This is a genomic window from Ornithinimicrobium sediminis, assembly GCF_021272345.1.
Lineage (GTDB): Bacteria > Actinomycetota > Actinomycetes > Actinomycetales > Dermatophilaceae > Ornithinicoccus > Ornithinicoccus sediminis_B.
This window is the reverse complement of the sequence record NZ_JAJSDQ010000003.1, coordinates 165,470-186,781: the sequence shown is the minus strand read 5'-3', so window position 1 is coordinate 186,781 and position 21,312 is coordinate 165,470. Positions and strand designations below refer to the sequence as shown.

16 protein-coding genes are annotated in these 21,312 nt (G+C 72.6%); 9 read left to right on the top strand and 7 right to left on the bottom strand.

Features of this window, described 5'->3' with window-relative positions; all coding sequences use genetic code 11:
• Positions 1 to 8: 8 nt before the first annotated feature.
• Positions 9 to 3,392 (bottom strand): hypothetical protein, encoded by a 3,384-nt coding sequence (locus LVO85_RS08655; protein WP_232747025.1) that lies wholly within the window; start codon positions 3,390 to 3,392, stop codon positions 9 to 11.
• Positions 3,393 to 3,596: 204 nt separating this feature from the next.
• On the opposite strand from LVO85_RS08655, the gene LVO85_RS08650 reads away from it, so the two are divergent.
• From LVO85_RS08650 to LVO85_RS08630, 5 genes are all read left to right on the top strand, one after another.
• A complete protein-coding gene (locus LVO85_RS08650; protein WP_232747024.1) occupies positions 3,597 to 4,889 on the top strand; it encodes an ABC transporter substrate-binding protein in 1,293 nt (430 codons plus the stop codon).
• A gap of 74 nt (positions 4,890 to 4,963) precedes the next feature.
• Positions 4,964 to 6,067, top strand: coding sequence for a carbohydrate ABC transporter permease (locus LVO85_RS08645; protein WP_232747023.1), 1,104 nt, complete (start codon positions 4,964 to 4,966; stop codon positions 6,065 to 6,067).
• Positions 6,064 to 6,978 carry a carbohydrate ABC transporter permease gene (locus LVO85_RS08640; protein ID WP_232747022.1) on the top strand — a complete coding sequence of 305 codons (915 nt, stop codon included), beginning with the start codon at positions 6,064 to 6,066 and terminating at the stop codon, positions 6,976 to 6,978. Before LVO85_RS08645 ends, LVO85_RS08640 begins: the two co-directional genes overlap by 4 nt.
• Positions 6,979 to 7,013: 35 nt before the next feature.
• The gene (locus LVO85_RS08635; protein ID WP_232747021.1) at positions 7,014 to 8,096 is read left to right on the top strand and encodes a LacI family DNA-binding transcriptional regulator; all 1,083 of its coding nucleotides are present in this window, start codon (positions 7,014 to 7,016) and stop codon (positions 8,094 to 8,096) included.
• A gap of 108 nt (positions 8,097 to 8,204) precedes the next feature.
• Positions 8,205 to 11,834, top strand: a complete 3,630-nt coding sequence (locus tag LVO85_RS08630) for a family 16 glycosylhydrolase (protein ID WP_232747020.1) — start codon at positions 8,205 to 8,207, stop codon at positions 11,832 to 11,834.
• A 136-nt stretch (positions 11,835 to 11,970) separates the two neighbouring features.
• Here the strand turns inward: LVO85_RS08630 and LVO85_RS08625 are convergent, their stop codons facing one another.
• From LVO85_RS08625 to LVO85_RS08615, 3 genes are read right to left on the bottom strand one after another with little or no spacing between them, the layout of a single operon-like run.
• Positions 11,971 to 12,855: a mechanosensitive ion channel family protein gene (locus LVO85_RS08625; RefSeq protein ID WP_232747019.1), complete on the bottom strand. Its 885-nt coding sequence runs from the start codon at positions 12,853 to 12,855 to the stop codon at positions 11,971 to 11,973.
• 21 nt (positions 12,856 to 12,876) lie between these two features.
• Positions 12,877 to 13,275, bottom strand: coding sequence for a thiol-disulfide oxidoreductase DCC family protein (locus LVO85_RS08620; RefSeq protein WP_232747018.1), 399 nt, complete (start codon positions 13,273 to 13,275; stop codon positions 12,877 to 12,879).
• Between the two features lie 46 nt (positions 13,276 to 13,321).
• Positions 13,322 to 13,954: a hypothetical protein gene (locus tag LVO85_RS08615; RefSeq protein ID WP_232747017.1), complete on the bottom strand. Its 633-nt coding sequence runs from the start codon at positions 13,952 to 13,954 to the stop codon at positions 13,322 to 13,324.
• 18 nt (positions 13,955 to 13,972) lie between these two features.
• Between LVO85_RS08615 and LVO85_RS08610 the strand changes: the two genes are divergently transcribed.
• The gene (locus LVO85_RS08610) at positions 13,973 to 14,155 is read left to right on the top strand and encodes a hypothetical protein (RefSeq protein ID WP_232747016.1); all 183 of its coding nucleotides are present in this window, start codon (positions 13,973 to 13,975) and stop codon (positions 14,153 to 14,155) included.
• Between the two features lie 12 nt (positions 14,156 to 14,167).
• Here LVO85_RS08610 and LVO85_RS08605 read toward each other — a convergent pair whose 3' ends face one another.
• A complete protein-coding gene (locus tag LVO85_RS08605; protein ID WP_232747015.1) occupies positions 14,168 to 14,569 on the bottom strand; it encodes a hypothetical protein in 402 nt (133 codons plus the stop codon).
• Here LVO85_RS08605 and LVO85_RS08600 point away from each other — a divergent pair.
• Complete coding sequence (locus LVO85_RS08600) at positions 14,568 to 15,224, top strand: hypothetical protein (RefSeq protein ID WP_232747014.1); 657 nt, start codon at positions 14,568 to 14,570, stop codon at positions 15,222 to 15,224. The genes LVO85_RS08605 and LVO85_RS08600 overlap by 2 nt on opposite strands.
• On the opposite strand, the gene LVO85_RS08595 is transcribed toward LVO85_RS08600, so the two are convergent.
• Positions 15,211 to 16,449, bottom strand: coding sequence for an amidohydrolase (locus LVO85_RS08595; RefSeq protein WP_232747013.1), 1,239 nt, complete (start codon positions 16,447 to 16,449; stop codon positions 15,211 to 15,213). The two genes, LVO85_RS08600 and LVO85_RS08595, sit on opposite strands and share 14 nt — an antisense overlap.
• A 65-nt stretch (positions 16,450 to 16,514) precedes the next feature.
• On the opposite strand from LVO85_RS08595, the gene LVO85_RS08590 reads away from it, so the two are divergent.
• Positions 16,515 to 18,305, top strand: a complete 1,791-nt coding sequence (locus LVO85_RS08590; RefSeq protein ID WP_232747012.1) for a cell wall-binding repeat-containing protein — start codon at positions 16,515 to 16,517, stop codon at positions 18,303 to 18,305.
• A gap of 12 nt (positions 18,306 to 18,317) precedes the next feature.
• Here the strand turns inward: LVO85_RS08590 and LVO85_RS08585 are convergent, their stop codons facing one another.
• Entirely contained in the window at positions 18,318 to 19,496 is a 1,179-nt protein-coding gene (locus LVO85_RS08585) for a thiolase family protein (protein ID WP_232747011.1), read from the bottom strand.
• Positions 19,497 to 19,568: 72 nt separating this feature from the next.
• Here LVO85_RS08585 and LVO85_RS08580 point away from each other — a divergent pair, with 72 nt between their 5' ends.
• Positions 19,569 to 21,134, top strand: coding sequence for an ATP-dependent DNA ligase (locus tag LVO85_RS08580; protein ID WP_232747368.1), 1,566 nt, complete (start codon positions 19,569 to 19,571; stop codon positions 21,132 to 21,134).
• Positions 21,135 to 21,312 lie beyond the last annotated feature (178 nt).

The following is a 21,312-nucleotide window of genomic DNA, read 5'->3' as shown; positions in this document are numbered from 1 at the left end:
CCGCCCCGTCATCCCTCGAGCCGCAGCTCGACGCTCTCCACGCGGCCGGTCCGGGAGAAGATCTCGGCGCTGACGTCGCGCGGCAGCACCGTGCCCTCGACGGTCTCGACCAGGCCGTCGGTGAAGGTGACCCGCACGGCATACCCGCCGGTGCGGTGCAGGACGAAGGGCACCTGGCACCACGTGAAGGCCAGGCTGCCCGCCGGCAGCCGTAGGGTGCGTGCCTCGCCGCCGGCGTCGAGGTAGTCGAAGCGGGTCGGCTCGCGGAGCCACTCCGCCGGCCGCAGGAGCCGGTGGTCGAAGACGATGCAGCCGTCGCGGACCCGTGCGCCGAGCTCGGCGAAACGGGTGATGACCTCCTCCTTGACCTGCCCGGTCATGCCGGGCTGCCGGGCCCCGCGGCCTCCCGGAGTGTGTGAGTAGGGGTCGGTCGGGAAGGCACCGTAGGTCTGCGGGTCCTTGCAGTAGCCGAGGCCCTGGCGCACGTCCTCGTAGGCCTCGAGCAGCTCCGAGGGGGTGGACGGCTCGCTCAGCACGGCACGCTGCACCCCGAGCAGGAGCTTGGACACCATGTGCCAGTAGATGCTGCCCAGGCCCTCGAAGGCGAAGAACGTGCCCGAGCGCCCGGTGAACGAGCGGTGGTCGAAGACCTGCTCGAAGACGTCGAGCACCAGGGCGCGGTCGTGTGCCACCGCGTCGGCGAAGCGTGGGTCGTCCGCCAGGCGGTCGAGCTCGGCCGCGACGTCGCCGGCGTGGCGCAGCCCGGCGCCGAAGTGCCAGGCCCCCCGACGGTCCCGGACGGCCAGACGCCGCTCGTCCGCGGCCTCGAGCAGCGGCAGCAGGGTGCTGGCTGCCGCCCGCTCCGGGGGCCAGGTGTTGCGCTCGAGGAAGGTCGGGACGTCGACGTCAGGGTAGAGCTGGTAGCTGTGCTGGTCGGCCCGGTAGAGGAGGCTCGCGCGCAGCGCCTTGACCAGGGTGACCGACTCCTGGGGGTCGAGCAGGCCACTGCTCAGCACTGCGACCTGCCCCTCCAGCATCGGGGCGAGCCGGTGGACGTGCAGCTCCGCACCGTCGAGCGACAGCGTGTTGTAGGCGTGGAAGAGACCGTCCTGCCGGGCGTTCGACCGGACCGTGTCCTCCAGGTGGACCCGGGCCGTGTCCAGCAGCGAGACCAGCTGCTCGTGCTCCAGCACGCGCCGGTGCCCGGACACTCCGGCGTAGACCTGCGCACGGTAGTGCTCGCCGGCCCGGCCGAGCGCCTCGACGACCTTCCGGCAGCGCGCCGGCGACCATCCGCCGGCGAGGTCGCCGGCGGCGTCGGAGAGCACGGCCGTCAGGGTCTCCAGGAGCCCGGCGAGCTCGGCCCCGACCTCGACCCCGGCGTCACCGTCGAGCAGCAGGTCCTGCAGGTAGACCACGAAGCGGTGCAGGTAGGCCACCGTGACGACCGACAGGCCGTGACCCACGAGCGCGTTGTTGGCGTCGTTCCACTCCGGGCGCTGGGTGTTCATCCAGATGCCACCACGCGGCACCAGGTTGACCAGCTTGGCCGCCAGGAGCAGCAGCAGCTTGTCGGCGAGGGTGCCGCGCACCAGGTCACCGTCACGGTCGTGCAGCAGCAGGCCGTCACCGCCCAGCCGCTCGGCCCGGGCCCGGGCGGCGGCATGGGCCTGCTCGTCGAAGGTGACGGTGGAGCCGGGGTCGGCCAGGGTCGCCTCGAACCCCGCGAGCCGGTAGGGGACGTCGGCGTAGGTGAAGACCCGCTGGTCGCGCAGCTGCGCCACCCGGCCCGGCTCGAACGCGTCGGAGGTCTCCAGGAGCGCGAGGAGGTAGACGACCTGGTGGTCGCTCCAGTAGCCGATGTTCGCCCACGGGTCCTCGGGCTCCGGGACCTCCCAGTCGATGCCGGCGCGCGCGATGCGGTAGGGGTTGTACCCGTCGACCGTCGTGGCGTCGAGGAACGTCGAGACCATGCCGGTGAGGTATCCGGGGTAGGACCAGGACAGCGCCTCCCAGTTCTGGAAGATGTCCCGCCAGTTGCCCTGGTGGTCCAGGCGGGGCCTGCCGTCCGGGCCGGTCAGCACGATGTCGAAGACGTTCCAGGGCCTGCTCGGGTCGCCGTGCCGGCGGCTGAAGGTGAGGGGGAGGTACTCCCGGGTGAGGCGCACCAGGTCCGGGTCCCCGGTGGCCTCGGCCCACCCGACGAGGGCCTGCATGCTCAGGCCGCCGTCGGCGTCGGCCGGCAGCCGCTCCCGCAGCCCCTCGGCCGCAGGCCGGTGTCTGCCATGGACGAAGTCGACCACGTCGTCGGCGTCCAGCCGGTAGCCGTCGGCGAAGACGCCTCCTCGCATGATGTTGAACAGCACGTTCGCCTGGTGGTGGGCGGTCGCGGTCCGGTCGCCCGTGCACTGCAGCCCGTCGGCTCCCGCCACCAGCGCACGCAGCCGCCGGCGGTCGGCGGCGAGGTCGTCCTCCACGGCCTTCAGTAGGGTGCGCGGGCGGAGCAGGTCCTCCCTCAGGTCCACGACCTGGGCAGCGTCCTGGTCGACGTCGGCGGCCATGGTCCACTCGTGCCGTCCTCGCGGTGGGAGGTCGACCGTGGCGCGCACGAGGTATGCCGCGCGCTCACCCCGGGAGCGGTGCCCGGTGGGCACGGCCTGACCCTCGCGCAGCGCGGGGACCGAGGCCGCCGACACGTGATGCCCGGTGGCGGGGAGGCCGACCTGCCAGACCGTCGTCGCCGCGAGGGACTCGGCGGGCTCGGCCAGGTCGGTGAGCCGCGAGTTGAGGTAGGCCGTGCCCAGCCCGGTGTCCGGGTCGACCTCCATGAGCTTGTAGGCGTCGAGCAGGTTGCTGAGGTTGCGCTGCACCTGGACCGACGTGCCGGGGGGAAGCAGGTTGAGCAGCCCGTCGACGACCTCGACCCGCCGGGGGGAGGTGCTGTCGGAGGCCAGCACGCAGCGACGCACCACGCCGTACGTCGTGCTGGTCCGCCAGCTGACCGAGAAGGTGAGCTGCAGCTGCGGGTGCGTCTCGCTGAAGGTGACCTCGTCGCCCAGCACCGACTTGGTGATGCCGCGCACGCCGGCAGGTGTCGCCACGTGCGGAGCGAACGGCTGCCAGAGGTGGGAGCCCTCCTCGCCGTGCACGGAGACGGTCGTGAACCCCCCGGTGTGAGGCGCCGAGTCGGCGACCTTGTCCTCTGTGTCGTAGGGGAACACGGGGTGCTGGGCGTTGCGGCGACCGGCGGTGACCCCGCCGGTGGTGGACATGAACAGCCACACGTCGGACGCTCCGGCCACGGTGAGGAAGAACGGGGGCATCTGGTCGTAGCCGTCGATGACGTAGGCGGTGGTGCCGCTCGTCTCGACGAGCCGTCCGTGTGCTGGCATGGGCGCAGACCTCCTGGTAGAGCGCTCTCTGAGTTCCGAGAGAGCGTGTCACGATAACGGCGACTCCACAAGACGAGGGGTCTTGACAAATATTGCCATGGGCTTCACTCTGTGAACAGAGAGCGCTCTCTCATCACCGGCACAACCATCGGACCAAAGACGATCCGCTCCCCCGGTGAGGGGCTGGTCACCTGGAGGCACACCATGCGCAGACGACTTGCACTTGCCCGGATCAGCACCTTCGCGGCCGTGGGGCTCGTCCTCGCCGGCTGCGGGGGCGACGCCGAGGGCGACGACACGGCCGAGGGCGGCGGCACCGCCGAGGGGGGCGACATCACCCTCACGGTGGCGACCTTCAACGAGTTCGGCTACGAGGACCTCGTCGCCGACTACGAGGAGGCCAACCCCGGCGTCACGGTCGAGCTCAAGAAGGCCGCGACCGCCAACGAGGCACGTGACAACATCCTGACCCGCCTGGCCGCCGGCTCCGGCCTGTCGGACGTCGAGGCGGTCGAGGTCGACTGGCTGCCGCAGCTCAAGCAGTACCCCGACCAGTGGGTCGACCTGGGCGACGAGTCCGTGGAGGGCCGCTGGCTGGACTGGAAGGTCGAGCAGGCGACCACGACCGACGGCGCCCTGATCGGCTACGGCACGGACATCGGGCCCGAGGCCATCTGCTACCGCGCCGACCTCCTCGAGGACGCCGGCCTGCCGAGCGAGCGCGAGGAGGTGGCCGACTGGCTCGGAGACACGTGGGAGGACTACTTCGCGGCCGGCCGGGAGTTCCAGGAGGCCTCGGACGTGCCGTGGATGGAGTCCGCCGGCGCGATCTACCAGGCCATGGTCAACCAGGTCGAGTTCGCCTACGAGGACACCGACGGCACCGTCATCGCGACCGAGAACCCCGAGGTCCGCGAGATGTACGACCAGGTGCTCGCCGCGTCCGAGGAGGGCCTGTCGGCCCACCTCGCGCAGTGGAGCGACGACTGGACGACCTCCTTCCAGCGCGACGGCTTCGCCACGATGGTCTGCCCGAGCTGGATGCTGGGCGTCATCGAGGGCAACGCCGCGGAGGTCGAGGGCTGGGACATCGCCGACACCTTCCCCGGTGGCGGCGGCAACTGGGGCGGGTCCTTCCTGACCGTCCCGACCCAGAGCGAGCACCCTGAGGAGGCCAAGGCCCTGGCTGCCTGGCTGACCGCGCCGGAGCAGCAGATCCGGGCCTTCCAGAGCAAGGGCACCTTCCCGAGCCAGAACGAGGCGCTCGAGTCGGAGGTGCTGGCCGACACCACGAACGAGTTCTTCAACGGTGCCCCCACCGGTGAGATCTTCTCCGCCCGCGCGGAGGCCGTGACCGTCGTGCCGTTCAAGGGCCCGATGTACGCCGCCGTCAACGACGCGATACAGCAGGCCCTGGGCCGCGTGGACGTCGACCAGACCGACGACCCCGAGTCGTCGTGGGCCACCTTCGTCAACGACGTCGAGGCACTCGGCTGACCAGCCACCGTCGGTGAGGCCGGCCGCGAGCAGTCGCGGCCGGCCCCCGGCCCCCGTCCCCCCGAGGAGGCACCATGTCCACGACCGTCGCACCACGCCGACCGGCCGCGCCGGCCGCGCCCACCCCGCCCAGTGGTGGCCTGACCTGGCGCCAGCGCCTCGGCATCTGGGACTTCAGGTACTCGCCCTACCTGTACATCTCCCCGTTCTTCGTCCTGTTCGGCATCGTGGGCCTGTTCCCCCTCGTCTACACGTTCTGGGTCTCGCTGCACGAGTGGTCCCTCATCGGCGGCAAGGGCGAGTTCGTCGGGCTGGGCAACTACACGCAGGTGATCGCCCAGGACAACTTCTGGGTCGGCCTGCGCAACACCTTCAGCATCTTCCTGCTCTCCGGGGTCACCCAGACCCTGGGCGCGCTGCTCCTGGCCGCGGTGCTCAACCAGAACATCCGGGCCAAGACGTTCTGGCGGATGGGCGTGCTGCTGCCCTTCGTGGTGGCCCCCGTCGCCGTCGGGGTGATCTTCTCCAAGATGTTCGCCGACCAGGCCGGGCTCATCAACACCCTCCTGGAGGGCGTCGGCCTGCCGTCGGTCGGCTGGCACTCCGACGTCCTGGCCTCACACGTCGCGATCGCCACCATGGTGAACTTCCGCTGGACCGGCTACGTCACCCTGATCTTCCTGGCCGCCATGCAGGCCATCCCCAAGGAGCTCTACGAGGCGGCCATGATCGACGGTGCCGGCCGGGTCCGGCAGTTCCTGTCGGTGACCGTGCCCATGCTGCGGCCGACCATCATCTTCGTGGTCATCACCGCGACCATCGGGGGTCTGCAGATCTTCGACGAGCCCCGTGTCTTCGACCAGGCCGGCCAGGGCGGCTCGTCCCGCCAGTGGATGACCGTGACCATGTACATCTACGAGCTCGGGTGGGGTGCCCAGCAGAGCTTCGGCCGCGCGGCAGCCGTCTCCTGGATCCTGTTCCTCATCATCATCGGCGTCGGGGTCCTCAACTACCTGCTCACCCGCCGCATCGCCACGGGTGAGACCACCCGCACACGCACCACCCCGGCCGCGGCACCTCTGGTCGGCACGGTGCCGGCCGGCACCGCCCCCGCCGCCGCGACCACCGCTCCGGTGAGCGACCCGCCGCCCACCCGCACCGGGAAGGACCCGTCATGAGCACCGACCCCATGGTCGTCGGCACCGCCGGCACGAAGGCCGGCAAGGCAGCTGCCCGCGCCCGGGCGCGGCGACGCCGCTCGGCCACCAGCAACCGCCCGGGCTGGCTCACCTACGCGATCATGGCCGTGGTCCTGATGCTGTCGGCCTACCCGCTCTACTACTCCTTCCTGCTCGGGTCGTCCGACGCCGTGTCCATCGCCCAGACCCCGGTGCCCTCGCTCATCCCCGAGGGCAACTTCCTCGAGAACGCCACCCGGGTGATCTCCAGTGACATCAAGTTCTGGCCGGCGCTGCTCAACAGCATCATCGCCGCGACGGTCACCGCCGCGTCCGTGGTCTTCTTCGCCACGCTCGCCGGGTTCGCCTTCTCCAAGCTGCGGTTCCGTGGGCGTGGCCCGCTGCTGGTCTTCCTCATCGCCACCATGGCCATCCCCACCCAGCTGTCCGTCGTGCCCCTGTTCATCCTGATGGCCGAGCTCGGCTGGACCGGACGCCTGGAGGCGGTGATCGTGCCCGGCATGGTCACGGCTTTCGGGGTCTTCTGGATGACGCAGTACCTCGAGTCGGCACTGCCCTACGAGCTGATCGAGGCAGGCCGTGTCGACGGCTGCTCCATGCTGCGCACCTTCTGGCACATCGTGATGCCGGCAGCCCGCCCGGCCGCCGCGATGCTGGGGCTGTTCACCTTCATCGGCTCCTGGACGGCCTTCTTCTGGCCGTTCATCGTGCTCGGGTCGGCCAACCCCACGCTGCCCGTCTCGATCCAGCTGCTGCAGGCGTCCTACTTCAAGGACTACTCGCTCATCCTCGCCGGTGTCACGATCGCCGCCGCGCCGCTCATCATCCTGTTCCTCTTCGCAGGGCGTCAGCTGGTGGCCGGCGTCATGCAAGGAGCGGTGAAGGGGTGACACGGGCCGAGGGGGGGAGCCACTACCATCCGAGGATGCCGACCTCACAGCCCGCCGCCCCGGGCCGCAGGAGCCAGGGGGCCGGGCCGAGCCGCCCGACGCTGGAGCAGGTGGCCCTGCGCGCAGGGGTGTCCCGGGCCACCGTCTCCCGGGTGGTCAACCGGGCACCCTCGGTGGACCCGCACCTGGTGCAGGTCGTCACGAAGGCCATCGAGGACCTGCATTACGTGCCCAACCAGGCCGCGCGCTCGCTCATGACGCGCCGGACGGACACAGTCGCCCTCATCGCCGCCGAGTCGGACACCCGGGTCTTCGGCGACCCGTTCTTCTCCGCCATCGTCCGTGGGGTCAGCCAGGAGGTGAGCCGTGCGGGTGTCCAGCTGGTCCTGTCGATGGCTCAGGGCCCGAGCGACGTCCACCGCGTGGAGACCTACCTGCAGGCGGGCCACGCCGACGGAGCGCTGCTCATCTCCGAGCACGACGACCTCGAGGTGGTGCCGCACGTGCTCTCCTCCGGCGTCCCGCTGGTGGTCGGCGGCCGGCCGCTCCGTCGTGCCGTCGACGTCGCCTACGTCGACCACGACAACAGCCACGGTGCCCGGCTGGCGGCACGCCGGCTGCGCGAGATCGGGCGCCGGCACGTGGGCACCGTCGCCGGCCCGCAGGACATGTCGGCCGGCGTGGACCGCCTGCGCGGCTTCCGCGAGGAGATGGGGTCGGCGTTCGACCCCGAGCTCGTCGAGATCGGGGACTTCACCACCCCCAGCGGCAGCGCGGCCGTCAGCCGTCTGCTGGAGCGGCGGCCCGACGTGGACGGCCTCTTCGTGGCCTCCGACATGATGGCCCTGGGGGTCATCGGTGCGCTGCACGCCGCCGGCCGGCGGGTCCCCGAGGACGTCGCGGTGGTCGGCTTCGACGACGCCGACGTCGCGGCGGTGTCCTCGCCGCCGTTGACGACGGTCCGCCAGCGGACCTCCGACCAGGGCCGGCTGATGGCCCAGGTGCTGCTGCAACGCCTGGGCCGTGCCGTCGAGGACCCGATGCCCGAGCTCGACCAGCTGAAGGACACCGGCCACGTGATCCTCCCGGTCGAGCTCGTCCTGCGCGCCACTGCCTGACCACACACTGTCCCAGCAATTCCGGGCTATCCCTTGCGCAACTGAGAGAGAGCGCTCTACTCTCTTGTTAGAGAGCGCTCTCTCACACTCAACGACGAGGAGACCACCATGGCAGCCACCCGGCACGCCCGGACCCTGACCGCCCTGGGCACAGCCTTGTGCCTGGCGTTGCCCGCCGTCGGCATACCGACCGCCCAGGCGGCCGCGACGCTGCCGGTGGTCGACGACTTCGAGGAGCCGCTGTTCACCGGCTCGGAGGGGGCCGTCCCGCTCGGCTTCTTCACAGCGCAGGACACCCAGAGCACGACGACCTTCGCGCGGACTCCCGAGCTGCCGGAGCCGCTGCCCGGCTCGGCCGCGGACAACAACGCGCTGCGCACCGACTTCGACGTCACCGCCTTCGGCGTGGTGATCCATGCCTTCGCCGACCAGGCCACCAGCACCTGGGCCACCCAGGACTGGAGCGCCTACGAGGGCCTGCAGTTCTGGATGCACGGCACCGGCAGCGGCACCAGCCTCTTCGTCGACGTCGTCGACAACCGCAACCCCGGCTCCACCACCGACGACGGGGAGCGCTTCAGCGTCGCGTTCACCGACGACACCGCCGGCTGGCAGCTGGTGCAGCTGCCCTTCGAGGACATGAGCCGCAAGGAGATCGGCAACGGCGCACCCAACGACGGCTTCCAGCTCACCGAGGTGCACGGCTGGGCCTTCGGCGCACTGACCACGGAGGGCACCGAGACCTTCTACCTCGACGACGTCGAGGTCTACGGCACCGCTCCCGAGCGGCCCCTGACCGTCGGCTTCACCACCCCGAGCTTCACCACGACCGAGGGCGAGGACGGCCAGGTCGGGCTGCGTCTCAGCAAGGCCGCGGAGGAGCCCGTGGACGTGCGGGTGCGCTCGACGCAGAGCCCTGCCCAGGAGGGCGTCGACTACACCCCCGTCGACACCACCGTGACCATCCCGGCCGGCGAGACGACCGCGAGCCTGAGCGTCCCTACGTTCGGCGACGAGAAGTACAGCGCAGAGCGCATCGTCCTGCTGGAGATCGCCGAGGTCACCGGCGCCGAGCTGGGCCGGCCCCCGGGCGCGCGGCTGGTCATCGCGGACGACGAGACCCCGGACCCCGACCTCGTCGAGGACTTCGAGAGCACGCCCTACCTCTGGGACAGCCCCAGCGGCGACGAGCTGCTGAGCACCCGTCTCGCGGCCGACGACCCGCTGGCGCTCCCCGGCCAGGACGCCCCCGAGGGAGTGCTCCAGGTGGACGGCTCCGGCGAGGACGTGACCGCATACCGGCGCTTCCCCGTCGCGCGGGACTGGACCGGTCGCAACACCTTGAGCATGTGGGTCTACGGCAACGGCTCGGGCGAGACGCTCGACGTGACCCTGACCAACCCGACCGTCGGCCCGGGCGAAGGTGCCGCGACCGACTGGCCGCTGGTGTGGAGCGACGAGTTCGACGCGCCGGCGGGCACGCCCCCGGACCCCACCGTCTGGACGCACGAGATCGGTGACGGCACCGTCATCGGCAAGCCCGGCTGGGGCAACGACGAGCTGCAGTACTACACCGACAGCACCGACAACGTGGCCCACGACGGCCAGGGCAACCTGGTCATCACGACCCGCGAGGTCACCGACGGCTCCGGCCCGACCTGCTACTACGGCCCCTGCGAGTACACCTCGGCCCGCCTCGTCACCCAGGACAAGCTGGAGACGGCCTACGGTCGCATCGAGGCCCGGGTCAAGGTGCCGGTGGGCGAGGGCCTGTGGCCGGCGTTCTGGACCCTGGGCGACGACATCGTCGAGAACCCGTGGCCGCAGGCCGGGGAGATCGACGTCATGGAGCACGTCGGCCGCGAGCCGTTCCGGGTGTTCGGCACCATCCACGGACCGGGCTACTCCGGTGGCCAGTCCTACGGTGGCGACTACATCTTCGACGTCCCGGTCGCCGAGGACTTCCACGAGTACGCCGTCGAGTGGCGCCCGGAGGAGATCATCTGGGAGGTCGACGGCATCCGCTACCACGAGGCCGTCCCGGCGGACGTGGCCCCGAACGAGTGGGTCTTCGAGCACCCGTTCTTCCTGCTCCTCAACACCGCCGTCGGCGGCAACTTCGGTGGCACCGTGGGTGAGGTCGACTTCCCGCAGACCACGACCGTCGACTACGTGCGGATCTACCAGGCCGACACCCAGGACGTGGAGTTCACGGCGCCGGTCGTCGACGACACCGAGGGCTGGCGCCTGGTCACCCTGCCGCTGGGCTCCTTCGTCGACGCCGACGGCACCGCGGTGGACCCGAGCAACGTCAGCTCGCTGGCGCTGCAGACTCCCGTGGCAGCGGGCTCCTCGCTGCTGCTCGACCAGATCCGGCTCGGCGGCTGCGCCGACGGCACCGTCGTCGACAGCGCCGCCGACAGCGGCCCGGGCAGCCTGCGCGCAGCCCTGGCCGGCGCCTGCGAAGGCAGCACCATCACCCTCGACCCGGCCCTGGACGGTGAGACGGTCGAGCTGTCCAGCCCCCTGACCGTGGCCACGGACGTGGTGGTCGACGGCTCGCAGGCTCCCGGCGTCGTGCTGGACGGGCAGGGCGCCTCGCGCATCCTGGAGGTCGAGGCGGGCGTCGAGGTCACGCTGAGCGACCTGGTGCTGACCCGCGGCTACGGCTACGAGCTGGCCGGTGCCGTGCTCAACAACGGTGACCTCACGCTCAGCCGGTCGGAGGTGACCGACAGCGTCGTCGACACCAGCGGCAACGAGTTCTGGAAGGGCGGTGGCGGCGTCTACACCGGCGAGAACGGCACGCTGACCCTGGTCGAGAGCACCGTGGCCGACAACACCGTCAACGGCGGGCCCGGTGGTGGTCTGTACGGGTTCTTCGGCAGCACGACGCTGGTCTCGCGCTCGACCGTCAGCGGCAACAGCGCCTCCGACGTCGGGGGTGGTCTGCGGTCACTCGGCACCACCGACATTGTCACCAGCACCGTCAGCGGCAACTCCGCCCTGGGCTGGCACGGAGGGGCGCTGTTCGCGACCGACGGCGACGTGACGGTGACCGACTCGACCGTCGCCGGCAACAGCTCGCCTGACGGCACCGCGGGTGGCATGCTCGTCGCCACGTTCGGGGACTCCTCGGCACACCTGACCGTCCGCGGCTCGGTGGTGGTCGACAACAGCGGCACCGAGTGCGGCGTCGTCGACAACGGTGGCGGCACGGTGCTGCTGAGCTCCGGCGGGCACAACGTCACCTCCGACGGCACCTGTGGTGCGGCGGCGAGTGGCGACGTCACGGAGAGCGAGCCGGTGCTGGAGCCGCTGGCCGACAACGGCGGCCCGACGGCCACGCACCTGCCGGCCGCCGGCTCGGTCGTCGTCGACAACGGTGACCCGGACCAGCCGGAGGGCACCGACCAGCGCGGTGTCGCACGCCCCCAGGGCAGCGCTCCGGACAGCGGCTCGGTGGAGCTCGAGCCCACGCCGGTCGCGCAGGTGGCGGCACTGCAGGACACGGTCGCGCAGCTGGGCCTGCCGCGGGGCGTCACCACCGCGCTGGGCAGCACCCTCCGCGCTGCCTTGGCTGCCCTGGAGGCGGACGACCCGGACACCGCCTGCGACGCGCTCGGAGCGTTCCTCCAGCAGGTGCGGGCCCTTGCGGGCAAGAAGCTCGACGACGACCAGGCGGCCGAGCTCACCACCCTGGCGACGGAGGTCAGGGCAGACCTGAGCTGCGGGTAGCACACGGGCGGTCCGTGCAGAGGGGGTCGGCGGCTCGAGCCCCCTGCGCGGCCCGCCTGACGCCACGGCGCCGTGCAGGTGGGCCAGACCCCCTGCACGGCGCCGCCGTGTGTGTGCCCGACGGGACCCGTGCGTGTCAGGCGGTGTCGGCCCCGGACTCCCGCGAGGACCCGAGGCCGTCCAGGGCCCCGAGCAGGTCGGGGCCCGCCTCGACGGTCTGGATCTCGTCGGCGAGCCGCACGTCGTGCGCGGTGAAGGCCGCCACCACGGCAGCGATGACCGCGTGCTGGGCCTCCCGGGTCTCCAGCTGGCGGGCCCCGGACCAGAACCTCAGCTCCAGGGTGAGCGCCCCCTTGTCGAGCACCGTGAGCAGGGCCTGTGGTGCCGGGTCCTCCAGGACCTCCGGCACCGCGGTCATGGCCTCGACGGCGACGCGCTGGGCGCGTGCCGGGTCGGCGGTGGCGTCCACCTGGACGGTGACGCTGGTGCGCACCCGCTCGAACCCGGTCTGCACCGTCACCGGCTCCGAGTGCATCACCTGGTTGGGGATGAGCACCTTGCGACCGTCGAAGGTGCGCACCGCAGTCGAGTTCAGCGTCATCTGGGTGATCTCCCCGCGCAGGTCCCGCACCCCGATCTGGTCTCCCACGTGGTAGCGGTCGCCCGACAGGATCATGATGCCGGCGAACATGTTGCCCAGCACCGTCTGGAAGGCGATGCCCGCCGCGATCGAGATGACCCCCAGCCCTCCCAGGATGTTGATCGGCCGCACGCTCGGGAAGACGACGGTCAGGGCGATGCCCACCCCCAGCACCACCACGGCCCACCGCGCCAGCCGGCCGAACACCGCGACGGCGCTGGGGCCACGGTGCCGCCACCGCAGGTAGCCACGGACCGCCCGCTCGACGACGACCCCGAGCAGCACCGCCGCCACGAGGGCCGCGAGCCCGATGGCCGTGCCCTCCCACGTCAGCGGGGGCAGTGACAGCTGCTCGGCCCAGTCGACCTCCTGCGTCGGCACGTGCTCAGCCCTCGCCCACGGTCATCGCTCGCCGGGAGGCAGAGAGCAGGTGGGCGTCCCGCCGGGCAGCCGGCTGCGGTTGTCGGCCACCCAGCGGTAGGCCCGCGCGGCCAGCGCGTCCATCACCGGCAGCGTGAGGACGGTGCCGAGCGGACGGCATACGGCTCGACCGTGCCGCAGCGCCTCGGCGACCGAGCGGTGCCCGCCGTGGACGGAGCCGTCGGCGCGCACGAACTTGGCCTCCCAGGAGCACTCCTCGGCGGTCAGGCCGTAGGCCGCGAGGTCGAGGAACTGGTAGGGCTCGACGGCGTAGTGAGCGTCCGGGTCCACGTAGCGACGCAGCGCCCGGGCGCTGCTGGAGCACACGGAGCAGTCGCCGTCGTAGACGAACACCGGACGGGGGGAGGGGGCGGAGGTCATGACCCCAGGGTCCCAGCCCTGGCCCGCCCCGGCGACGCGGGGCGCCTCAGGACGGCACCGGCCCGGGCACCCGCACCTGGATCTCGGCACCGAGCCGCGCCCCCTCGAGCAGCTCCAGCCCGTCCCCGGACCAGAACGTCCCGGGGTCGTAGTAGTTGGTGGGGCGGTCCTGGCCCAGCAGGCCCATCGCCTGGTAGGCGTCGGCGACGACCTCGGCGCAGTAGGTCGTCTCGACCGGCGCCGGCCGACGCACCCTGCCCCTGAGCCACCGTGCCGCCAGGGCGGTCGTGGCCGGGAAGGGAGTGCCGCTGAGCCGCGCGACGCTGCGCAGCAGCTCATCCTCCATCGGCCGGGTGACCTGCGCGTCGAGCTGCCGCAGCCAGGTGCGCTGCTCGTAGCGGTGGCTCCACTGCAGCACCGCCGCCCTGAGGTCGTGCAGCTGTGCCCCCCGGTGACGGGTGCCGGTCCAGACGTCGACCAGCCCCCGGCCGAGCTCGGCGTGCCACATCAGCGGCGGCAGGTCGTCGACCACCACGGCCATGCCCACATGGTTGACCGGGGCGTTGGTGACCGCACGGATAGCGTGGTCCGCGGCGGACCGCCCGCGGAACAGCCACAGGTCCCCGGTGCGGGTCAGGTCGACCGCGGTCTCCAGGTCCAGCGTCGTCGTGTCGTGCACGGGAAGGGTCTCCTGCTCATGAACCTCTGGAAGGTGCTCGGTCTCGCCGGGGTGGCCGGGGTGGCCGCCGCCGGTGTCATCATCGCGCGGGAGGAGCGCCAGCGCGCGGACCTCACGCCGCAGGACGTGCGGGCACGGCTGCACCGCCGCCTGCAGGAGCTGGAGGAGGGCACCGGCGAGGCCGACACCCGCTCGCCGTGAGGGTCCGACCGGTCAGGACGGGGTGCTGCGCAGACGGGCCCGGTGCAGCTGTCGGGCCGCGACGCCGCACAGGACACCGCCGGCGACGGTCATCACCAGGCCCGGGCCCGGGGCCCACCCCTGCGTCCCCACCAGGGACAGCACGTGCGCCACCTGCCACAGCGGCAGCCCCAGCGCGACGACGGCACACACGACCGCCTGCACCAGGGCAGCCGGTGACCAGCGGGCCGGCAGCAGGCCGCCGGCCAGGGCGAGCAGACCGGCGTAGAAGGTCCACAGCCCGGGGCCTCGGATGCCGCTGACGGGGCCCGCCCCGGTGTAGAGCCACGGCAGCCAGCCCCCCACCACGAGCAGGCCGGCGGCCAGCAGCAGCCGACCCTGTCCCGTGCTACGTGACCTCGGCCAGGAGGGCATGCCGGTGGACCGCGCGTGCGCCGCGGCCGTGCGCCTGCTCGACCTGGGCTACTTCCGCATCGGCAACGACGTGTATGCGGACGCGCACGGCAGCGTCGGCCTCACGACCCTGGAGCGTCGGCACGTGCGCAGGCGTGGTGAGGTCCTGGTCTTCCGGTTCACCGGCAAGTCGGGCGTCGAGCACCTCGTCGAGATCGACGACCGCTCGGTCGTCGAGGCCATCGAGCTGATGCGTCGCCGCCGGGGGGAGGACCTGCGCCTGCTGGCCTACAAGGAGCAGCGTTCGTGGCGCTCCCTGCTGCCGATGCTGGTCAACGACTACATCCGTGAGGCGACCGGCGTCGAGGCGAGCGCCAAGGACTTCCGCACCTGGCACGCGACGGTGCTGGCTGCGGCCGCCCTCGCCGGCTCCGACGAGCACGGCGAGAGCCAGGCCTCGCGCAGGCGCGCCGTCTCCGGGGCCATGAAGGAGGTGGCGGTGTTCCTGGGCAACACCCCGACGGTCGCCCGCACGTCGTACGTCGACCCGCGGGTGGTCGAGGCCTACGAGCAGGGCCGCACGATCCGCACCGCGACCCGGCGCCGGCACGACGACCCGCTGCAGCGTCAGGTCGCCCTTGAGCGGGCGACCCTGCGCCTGCTCAGCGGTCCGTGACGTCCGTGAGGCGGTGCCGCAGCATCGAGTAGGCCGCGACCACGCCCGTGCTGAGCGTGGGCTCCAGGACGGGGGCGAAGCGGGGGGAGTGGTTGGACGGCACGGGGTCCGGCCCCTCGAGGTCGCCGGGCGCGGTGCCGCCGAAGAACCAGTAGACCCCGGGGACCCCCAGCGCCTGCGGCAGGTGGCCGAAGTCCTCGCTGCCCATCATCGCCGGGGTCGTGCTCACATGGTCGGCACCGAGGGCACCGCCGAGGACCTCCAGGGCCTCGGCGGCGGCAGCCGGGTCGTTGACCAGCAGCGGGAAGGTGTACAGCTCCTCGATCTGCGGCTCCGGCGCGCCGGAGGCCTCGGCCTCCGCCCGGATCACCCGCCGCAGGGCGTCGAGCACACGGTCGCGGACGTGGGCGTCGAGGTTGCGCACGTTGACGGTGAGCTCCGCCGTGTCGGGGATGACGTTCTCCTTGAGCCCGGCGTGGACCGTGGCGACCGTCACGACGGCAGCGCTCTGCGCCGCCACCTCACGCGCGACGACGCCCTGAATGCGCACGATGATGTAGGCCGCCAGCACCACCGGGTCGACGGTGGTCTCGGGCCGGGAGCCGTGGCCCCCGCGCCCGTGCACCGTGACCTTCCAGGCGTCGGCCATCGCCATCGCGGGGCCGATGCTGAGCTCGACGGTGCCGGCGGGGCCTGGCCACACGTGCTGGGCGTAGACCACCTCGGGGTGCGGCACGCGGTCCCAGAGCCCGTCGTCGAGCATCGCCCGGGCTCCCGCGCTGGTCTCCTCGCCGGGCTGGAAGAGCATCACCACCGTGCCCGACCACTCGTGCCGGGCCTGGGCCAGCAGGCTCGCGGCGCCGACCGCGCAGGTGATGTGCGTGTCGTGGCCGCAGGCGTGCATGACGGGCACCTCGGTGCCGTCGGGCAGGGTGCCGCGCGCGGTGCTCGCGTAGGGCAGGTCGGTGGCCTCGGCGAGCGGCAGTCCGTCGGTGTCGGCGCGGAGGGCCACGACGGGACCGGGGCCGTTGCGCAGGACGGCTGCCACGCCGGTGCCACCCACCCGCAGAGTCTCGAAGCCGAGCTCCAGCATCCGCTCGCCGACGAGCGCTGCGGTGCGCTCCTCCTGCATGGACAGCTCCGGGTGCCGGTGCAGGTCCCTGTAGAGCTCGTGCAGGGCGGACCTCAGCTCGGCCGGGACGACGGCGTCATGACGCGGACTCATGCCGCCCAGTCTTGTCGCAGGAGCGGCTCTGGTCACCCGGGGGGTTCAGGAGTAGCGTCACAGAGGTGAGGTTGTGGGCTATCGTGATCGCCGCCCTCCTGGCTGTGCCGGTGTCCGCTCCGGCCCTCGAGCAGGGCGGTCTGCCCCATGCCCCGGCGCAGGTGAGCACTGCTGCCCCGTCGGCGTCCGCCCCTGTCCCGATGCAGACCGCCCCGGCCATCAGCCGCATCTCCGGCCCGGACCGCTACGCGACGTCCGTGGCGATCTCCCAGCACCAGTTCAGCGACCCGGCAGCGGCCGACAGCGTCTACCTCGCCCGCGGCGACCTGTTCGCCGACGCGCTGGTGGCCGGCTCCCTGACCGACGGGCCCGTCCTGCTGGTCCCCCGCTGCAGCGGCGTGCCGGCGTCCGTGAGCGCCGAGATCGCACGGCTCGCCCCGGAAGAGGTGGTCGCCCTGGGAGGCCCCGCAGCCGTCTGCGACGAGACCCTGGCCGCGGCGGCCGGCACGCGACCCAGCGCCCGGCTCGCCGGTGAGACCCGTCAGGGCACGGCTGCGGCGGTGGCCGACCGGGCTTTCCCGGGTGGCGCCGACCGGGTCTACGTCGTGCGGGGAGCCGTCAGCCCCGACGCGCTCGCCGCCGGGATGCTCACCGACGGCCCCGTGCTGCTGCTGAGCCACGACGGGGACGCCGTGCCGGCGGTCACCGCCGCGGCGATCGCCGACCTCGACCCGACGCATGTCACGGCGCTGGGCGGGACCGCGGCCGTCACCAGCGATGCCCTCACCGCCGCCGCCTCCGGGCGGACGCCCTCGCGCATCGCCGGCGCCAACCGCTACGAGACGGCGACCCGCGTGGCCGCACGGGCGTTCCCGGACACGGTCAGCCGGGTCTACCTGGCCCGGGGCGACGGCACCAACTTCGCCGACGCCGTCGCCGCGGGCGTCCTCACCAGGGGTCCGGTGGTGCTCGCGGTCGGCCCGTGCGGGACGCTGCCCTCCGCCACCCGCAGCTACCTGTTCGCCGAGCAGCCCGGCAGGGTGACCGCGCTGGGGGGCACCTCCGCGCTGTGCAGCGACGTGCTCTACCAGGCACGCGACGCGGTCGCGCCGCCGCCACCACCAGCACGTCCCGACTGCTCCGAGCTCGCCTGCGTGGCGCTGACCTTCGACGACGGCCCGTCGGCGCACAGCAGCAGGCTGCTCGACACGCTCGCCTCCCGTGACGTGCCCGCGACCTTCTTCTGGGTCGGCCAGCAGGTCGACGTCCGGCCGCTCACCACCCGACGGGCCCACAACGAGGGCCATGCCGTCGAGAACCACACGTGGAACCACCCGCAGCTGACGACCCTGTCGCTCTCCGGTCAGCAGTGGCAGGTGGACCGCGCCGACGACGAGCTGGCGAGCGTGGGGGTGCCGCGCAGCACCCTGCTGCGCCCGCCCTACGGGTCCTGGAACTCCAGCACCCGGCAGCTGGGCAAGCCCCTCGTCCTCTGGTCGGTCGACCCTCGCGACTGGGACGGGCGCACCGCCTCACAGATCCGCAGCCACGTCGTGAGCTACACGCGCTCCGGCTCCATCGTGCTCATGCACGACTCGGTCTCCGCGACGGTCGACGCCGTGCCCGGGATCATCAGCGACCTCAGGGCGCGGGGCTACACGCTGGTGCTGGTCGAGGACCTGGTGCCGAACATGCAGCCGGGTGACGTCGTCTACAGTCGTGGCCAGGTCACCAGGGCCTCCAGCGCACTGGACCCGCAGGACGTCACGCTGGTCTCGCCGGACGGCGTGGACCTCGGACCGGTGCGCGACGAGGCGCCCTTCGTGGCCGAGTCGCCCGGTGCCGTCGAGGAGTGAGGGCGGACGCTCTCAGTCGACCTGCATGAGCACCGCGGTGCCCTGGCCGACCCCGATGCAGGCGGCCGCCACGCCGAGCCCGCCCCCGCGGCGGCGCAGCTCGCGGCACAGGTCGACGACGACCCGGGGGGCCGAGGCACCCAGCGGGTGGCCGATGGCGATGGCGCCGCCGTTGACGTTGACCTGCTCGTGGTCGACGCCGGGCAGGTGGTGCAGCACGGACAGCACCATGGCGGCGAAGGCCTCGTTGACCTCCCAGAGGTCGACGTCGCGCACGTCGAGGTCGTGCCGGGCCAGCAACTGCTCGACGGCTGAGACCGGGCCGAGGGTGAAGCGCTCCGGGGAGACCCCGACCGTGCGGGAGCCGATGATGCGGCCCAGCGGCGGTGTGCCCAGTCTCTCGGCCACCTCGCGGGTGCCGAGGAGAGCGGCCAGGGCACCGTCGTTCACCGGAGAGGAGTTGCCCGCCGTGGCGGTGCCGTCCCGGCTGAAGGCGGGGCGCAGCCCTCCCAACGTCTCCGTCGTGCAGTCCGGCCGCAGTGACTCGTCCCGCTCCAGGCCCTCGACCGGCAGGACGAAGCCGTCGTGCAGGCCGGCCTCGTAGGCGGCGTGCACCCGCTGGTGCGAGCGGGCGGCCCAGGCGTCCTGCTCCTCACGGCCGATGCCGAGCTCGGCGGCGACGGCCTGCGCGGCCGCTCCCAGGGGCACTGTCCACTCCGCGGGCATCTGCGGGTTGACCATGCGCCAGCCGACCATGGTCTGGTGCATCTCCATGCTGCGCGGGAGGGCCTCGTCCGGCTTGGGGAGCACGTAGGGGGCCCGGCTCATGCCTTCGACGCCCCCGGCGACGACGAGGTCGGCGTCCCCGACCGCGATCGCCCGACCGGCCTGCAGGAGGGACTCGCCGCCGCTCGCGCAGAGCCGGTTGAGCGTCACACCGGGCACCGTCACCGGGAGCCCGGCCAGCAGGGCGGCCATCCGGGCGACGTTGCGGTTCTCCTCGCCTGCGCCGTTGCTGTTGCCGAGGTAGACGTCGTCGACCTCCGCCGGGTCCAGCCCCGTGTGCCGGGCCACCAGGGCGCGGATCGGGACCGCCGCGAGGTCGTCGGTGCGGATGCCGGACAGGCCCCCGCGCAGTGCGCCGAAGGGGGTCCTGACCGCGTCGAGGAGGTAGGCGTCGCGGATCTGCATACGCAGCATCCTGTCACCGCCGGTCCGTCGGTGGTCACCGGTAGCGTGCGAGGGATGGAGCACGAGACGGGTATGCCGCTGGCCGAGGTGATCGGCACGTCCGCGGCCGTCGCAGGCACCCGGTCGCGCACCGCCAAGGTGGCGGCGCTCGCCACGACGCTGCGGGCGGCCGCCGACGGCGGGCAGCGGCAGGTCGAGGTGGTCACCGACTACCTGGCCGGAGTGCTGCCGCAGCGCCGCATCGGGGTGAGCCGGCGGGGCCTGCAGGACCTGCCGGCTCCCGCCGCTTCGTCCACCCTGACCGTGCTCGAGGTCGACCAGGCCCTGGGCCGGGTCGGGGCACTGGCGGGGGCGGGCTCCGTCGGGGCCCGCCGCGCCGCGCTTGCCGGCCTCCTCGGGCGGGCGACCGCGCAGGAGCAGACCTGGCTGCGCGGCCTGGTCACCGGGGAGGTGCGCCAGGGCGCCGGCGACGGGATCGTGCAGCAGGCCGTGGCCCAGGCCGCGGGCGTGCCGCTGGAGGCGGTGCGCCGGGCGGTGATGCTCGCCGGGCGGTCCGGACCCGTCGCGGCCGCGGCCCTGACGGTGACCGGTCCGGAGCAGGCGCAGGAGGCGCTGGAGGCGGTCCGGCTGGAGGTCGGGCGACCGCTGCGGCCGATGCTCGCCGCCTCGGCGCCCACGGTCGAGGAGGGCGTCGAGGGCATGGGGGCGGTGGCCCTGGAGACCAAGCTCGACGGCATCCGGCTGCAGGCGCACGTCTGGGGCGGCGCCGACGACCGCCACGTCCGGCTGTTCACCCGGACGCTGGAGGAGGTCACCGACCGGATGCCCGAGGTCGTCGAGGCGCTGGCCGCGCTCCCGGTCGGCGCCGCGGTGCTCGACGGCGAGGTCATCGCCCTGCGCGCCGACGGACGGCCGCACCCGTTCCAGGTCACCGGGGCACGCACCGCGAGCAGCGCCGACCCGCAGCGGCTGCGTGCCGAGGTGCCGCTCACGACCTACCTCTTCGACCTGCTGCACCAGGACGGCGACGACCTCGTCGACCTGCCGGGTCGCCTGCGCTGGCAGCGCCTGGTGCAGACCGCGCCGGGGCTGGTCGTGCCGAGGCTGGTCACCGATGACGCCGCGACGGCACGGGCCTGGTTCGCCGAGCGCGTGGACTCCGGGCACGAGGGGGTGGTGGTCAAGTCGCTGGAGGCCCCCTACGCCGCCGGCCGTCGCGGGGCGGGCTGGGTGAAGGTGAAGCCGCGGCACACCTTCGACCTCGTGGTCGTCGCCGTGGAGTGGGGCAGCGGCCGACGGCGCGGCACGCTGTCCAACATCCACCTCGCCGCCCGTGACGAGCACACCGGCGACCTCGTCATGCTCGGCAAGACGTTCAAGGGCATGACCGACGAGATGCTCGCCTGGCAGACCGAGCGCTTCCTCGGCCTGGAGACCCACCGCGAGGGTCACGTCGTGCACGTGCGCCCCGAGCAGGTGGTCGAGGTCGCGGTCGACGGCGTGCAGCGCTCCCGGCGCTACCCCGGCGGCGTCGCGCTGCGCTTCGCGCGGGTGCTGCGCTACCGCGAGGACAAGCCCGCGGCCGAGGTGGACAGCGTGCAGACCGTGACCCGGGTCGCCGGTGCTGCGTTACAGTGACAGGGACGTCACCTCCGGGGGAAGTCCGGTCCGAGTCCGGCGCTGACCCGCAACGGTAGGTCGGGAGCCACCACTCCCGACGAGCCCGAATGCCCGGTCGTGGCGAGACTCCACGACAACCCGTCGCGGCTGCGGGTGGAGTCCGGGCGACCTCGTCGACACCCCACCCGTGGTGGCC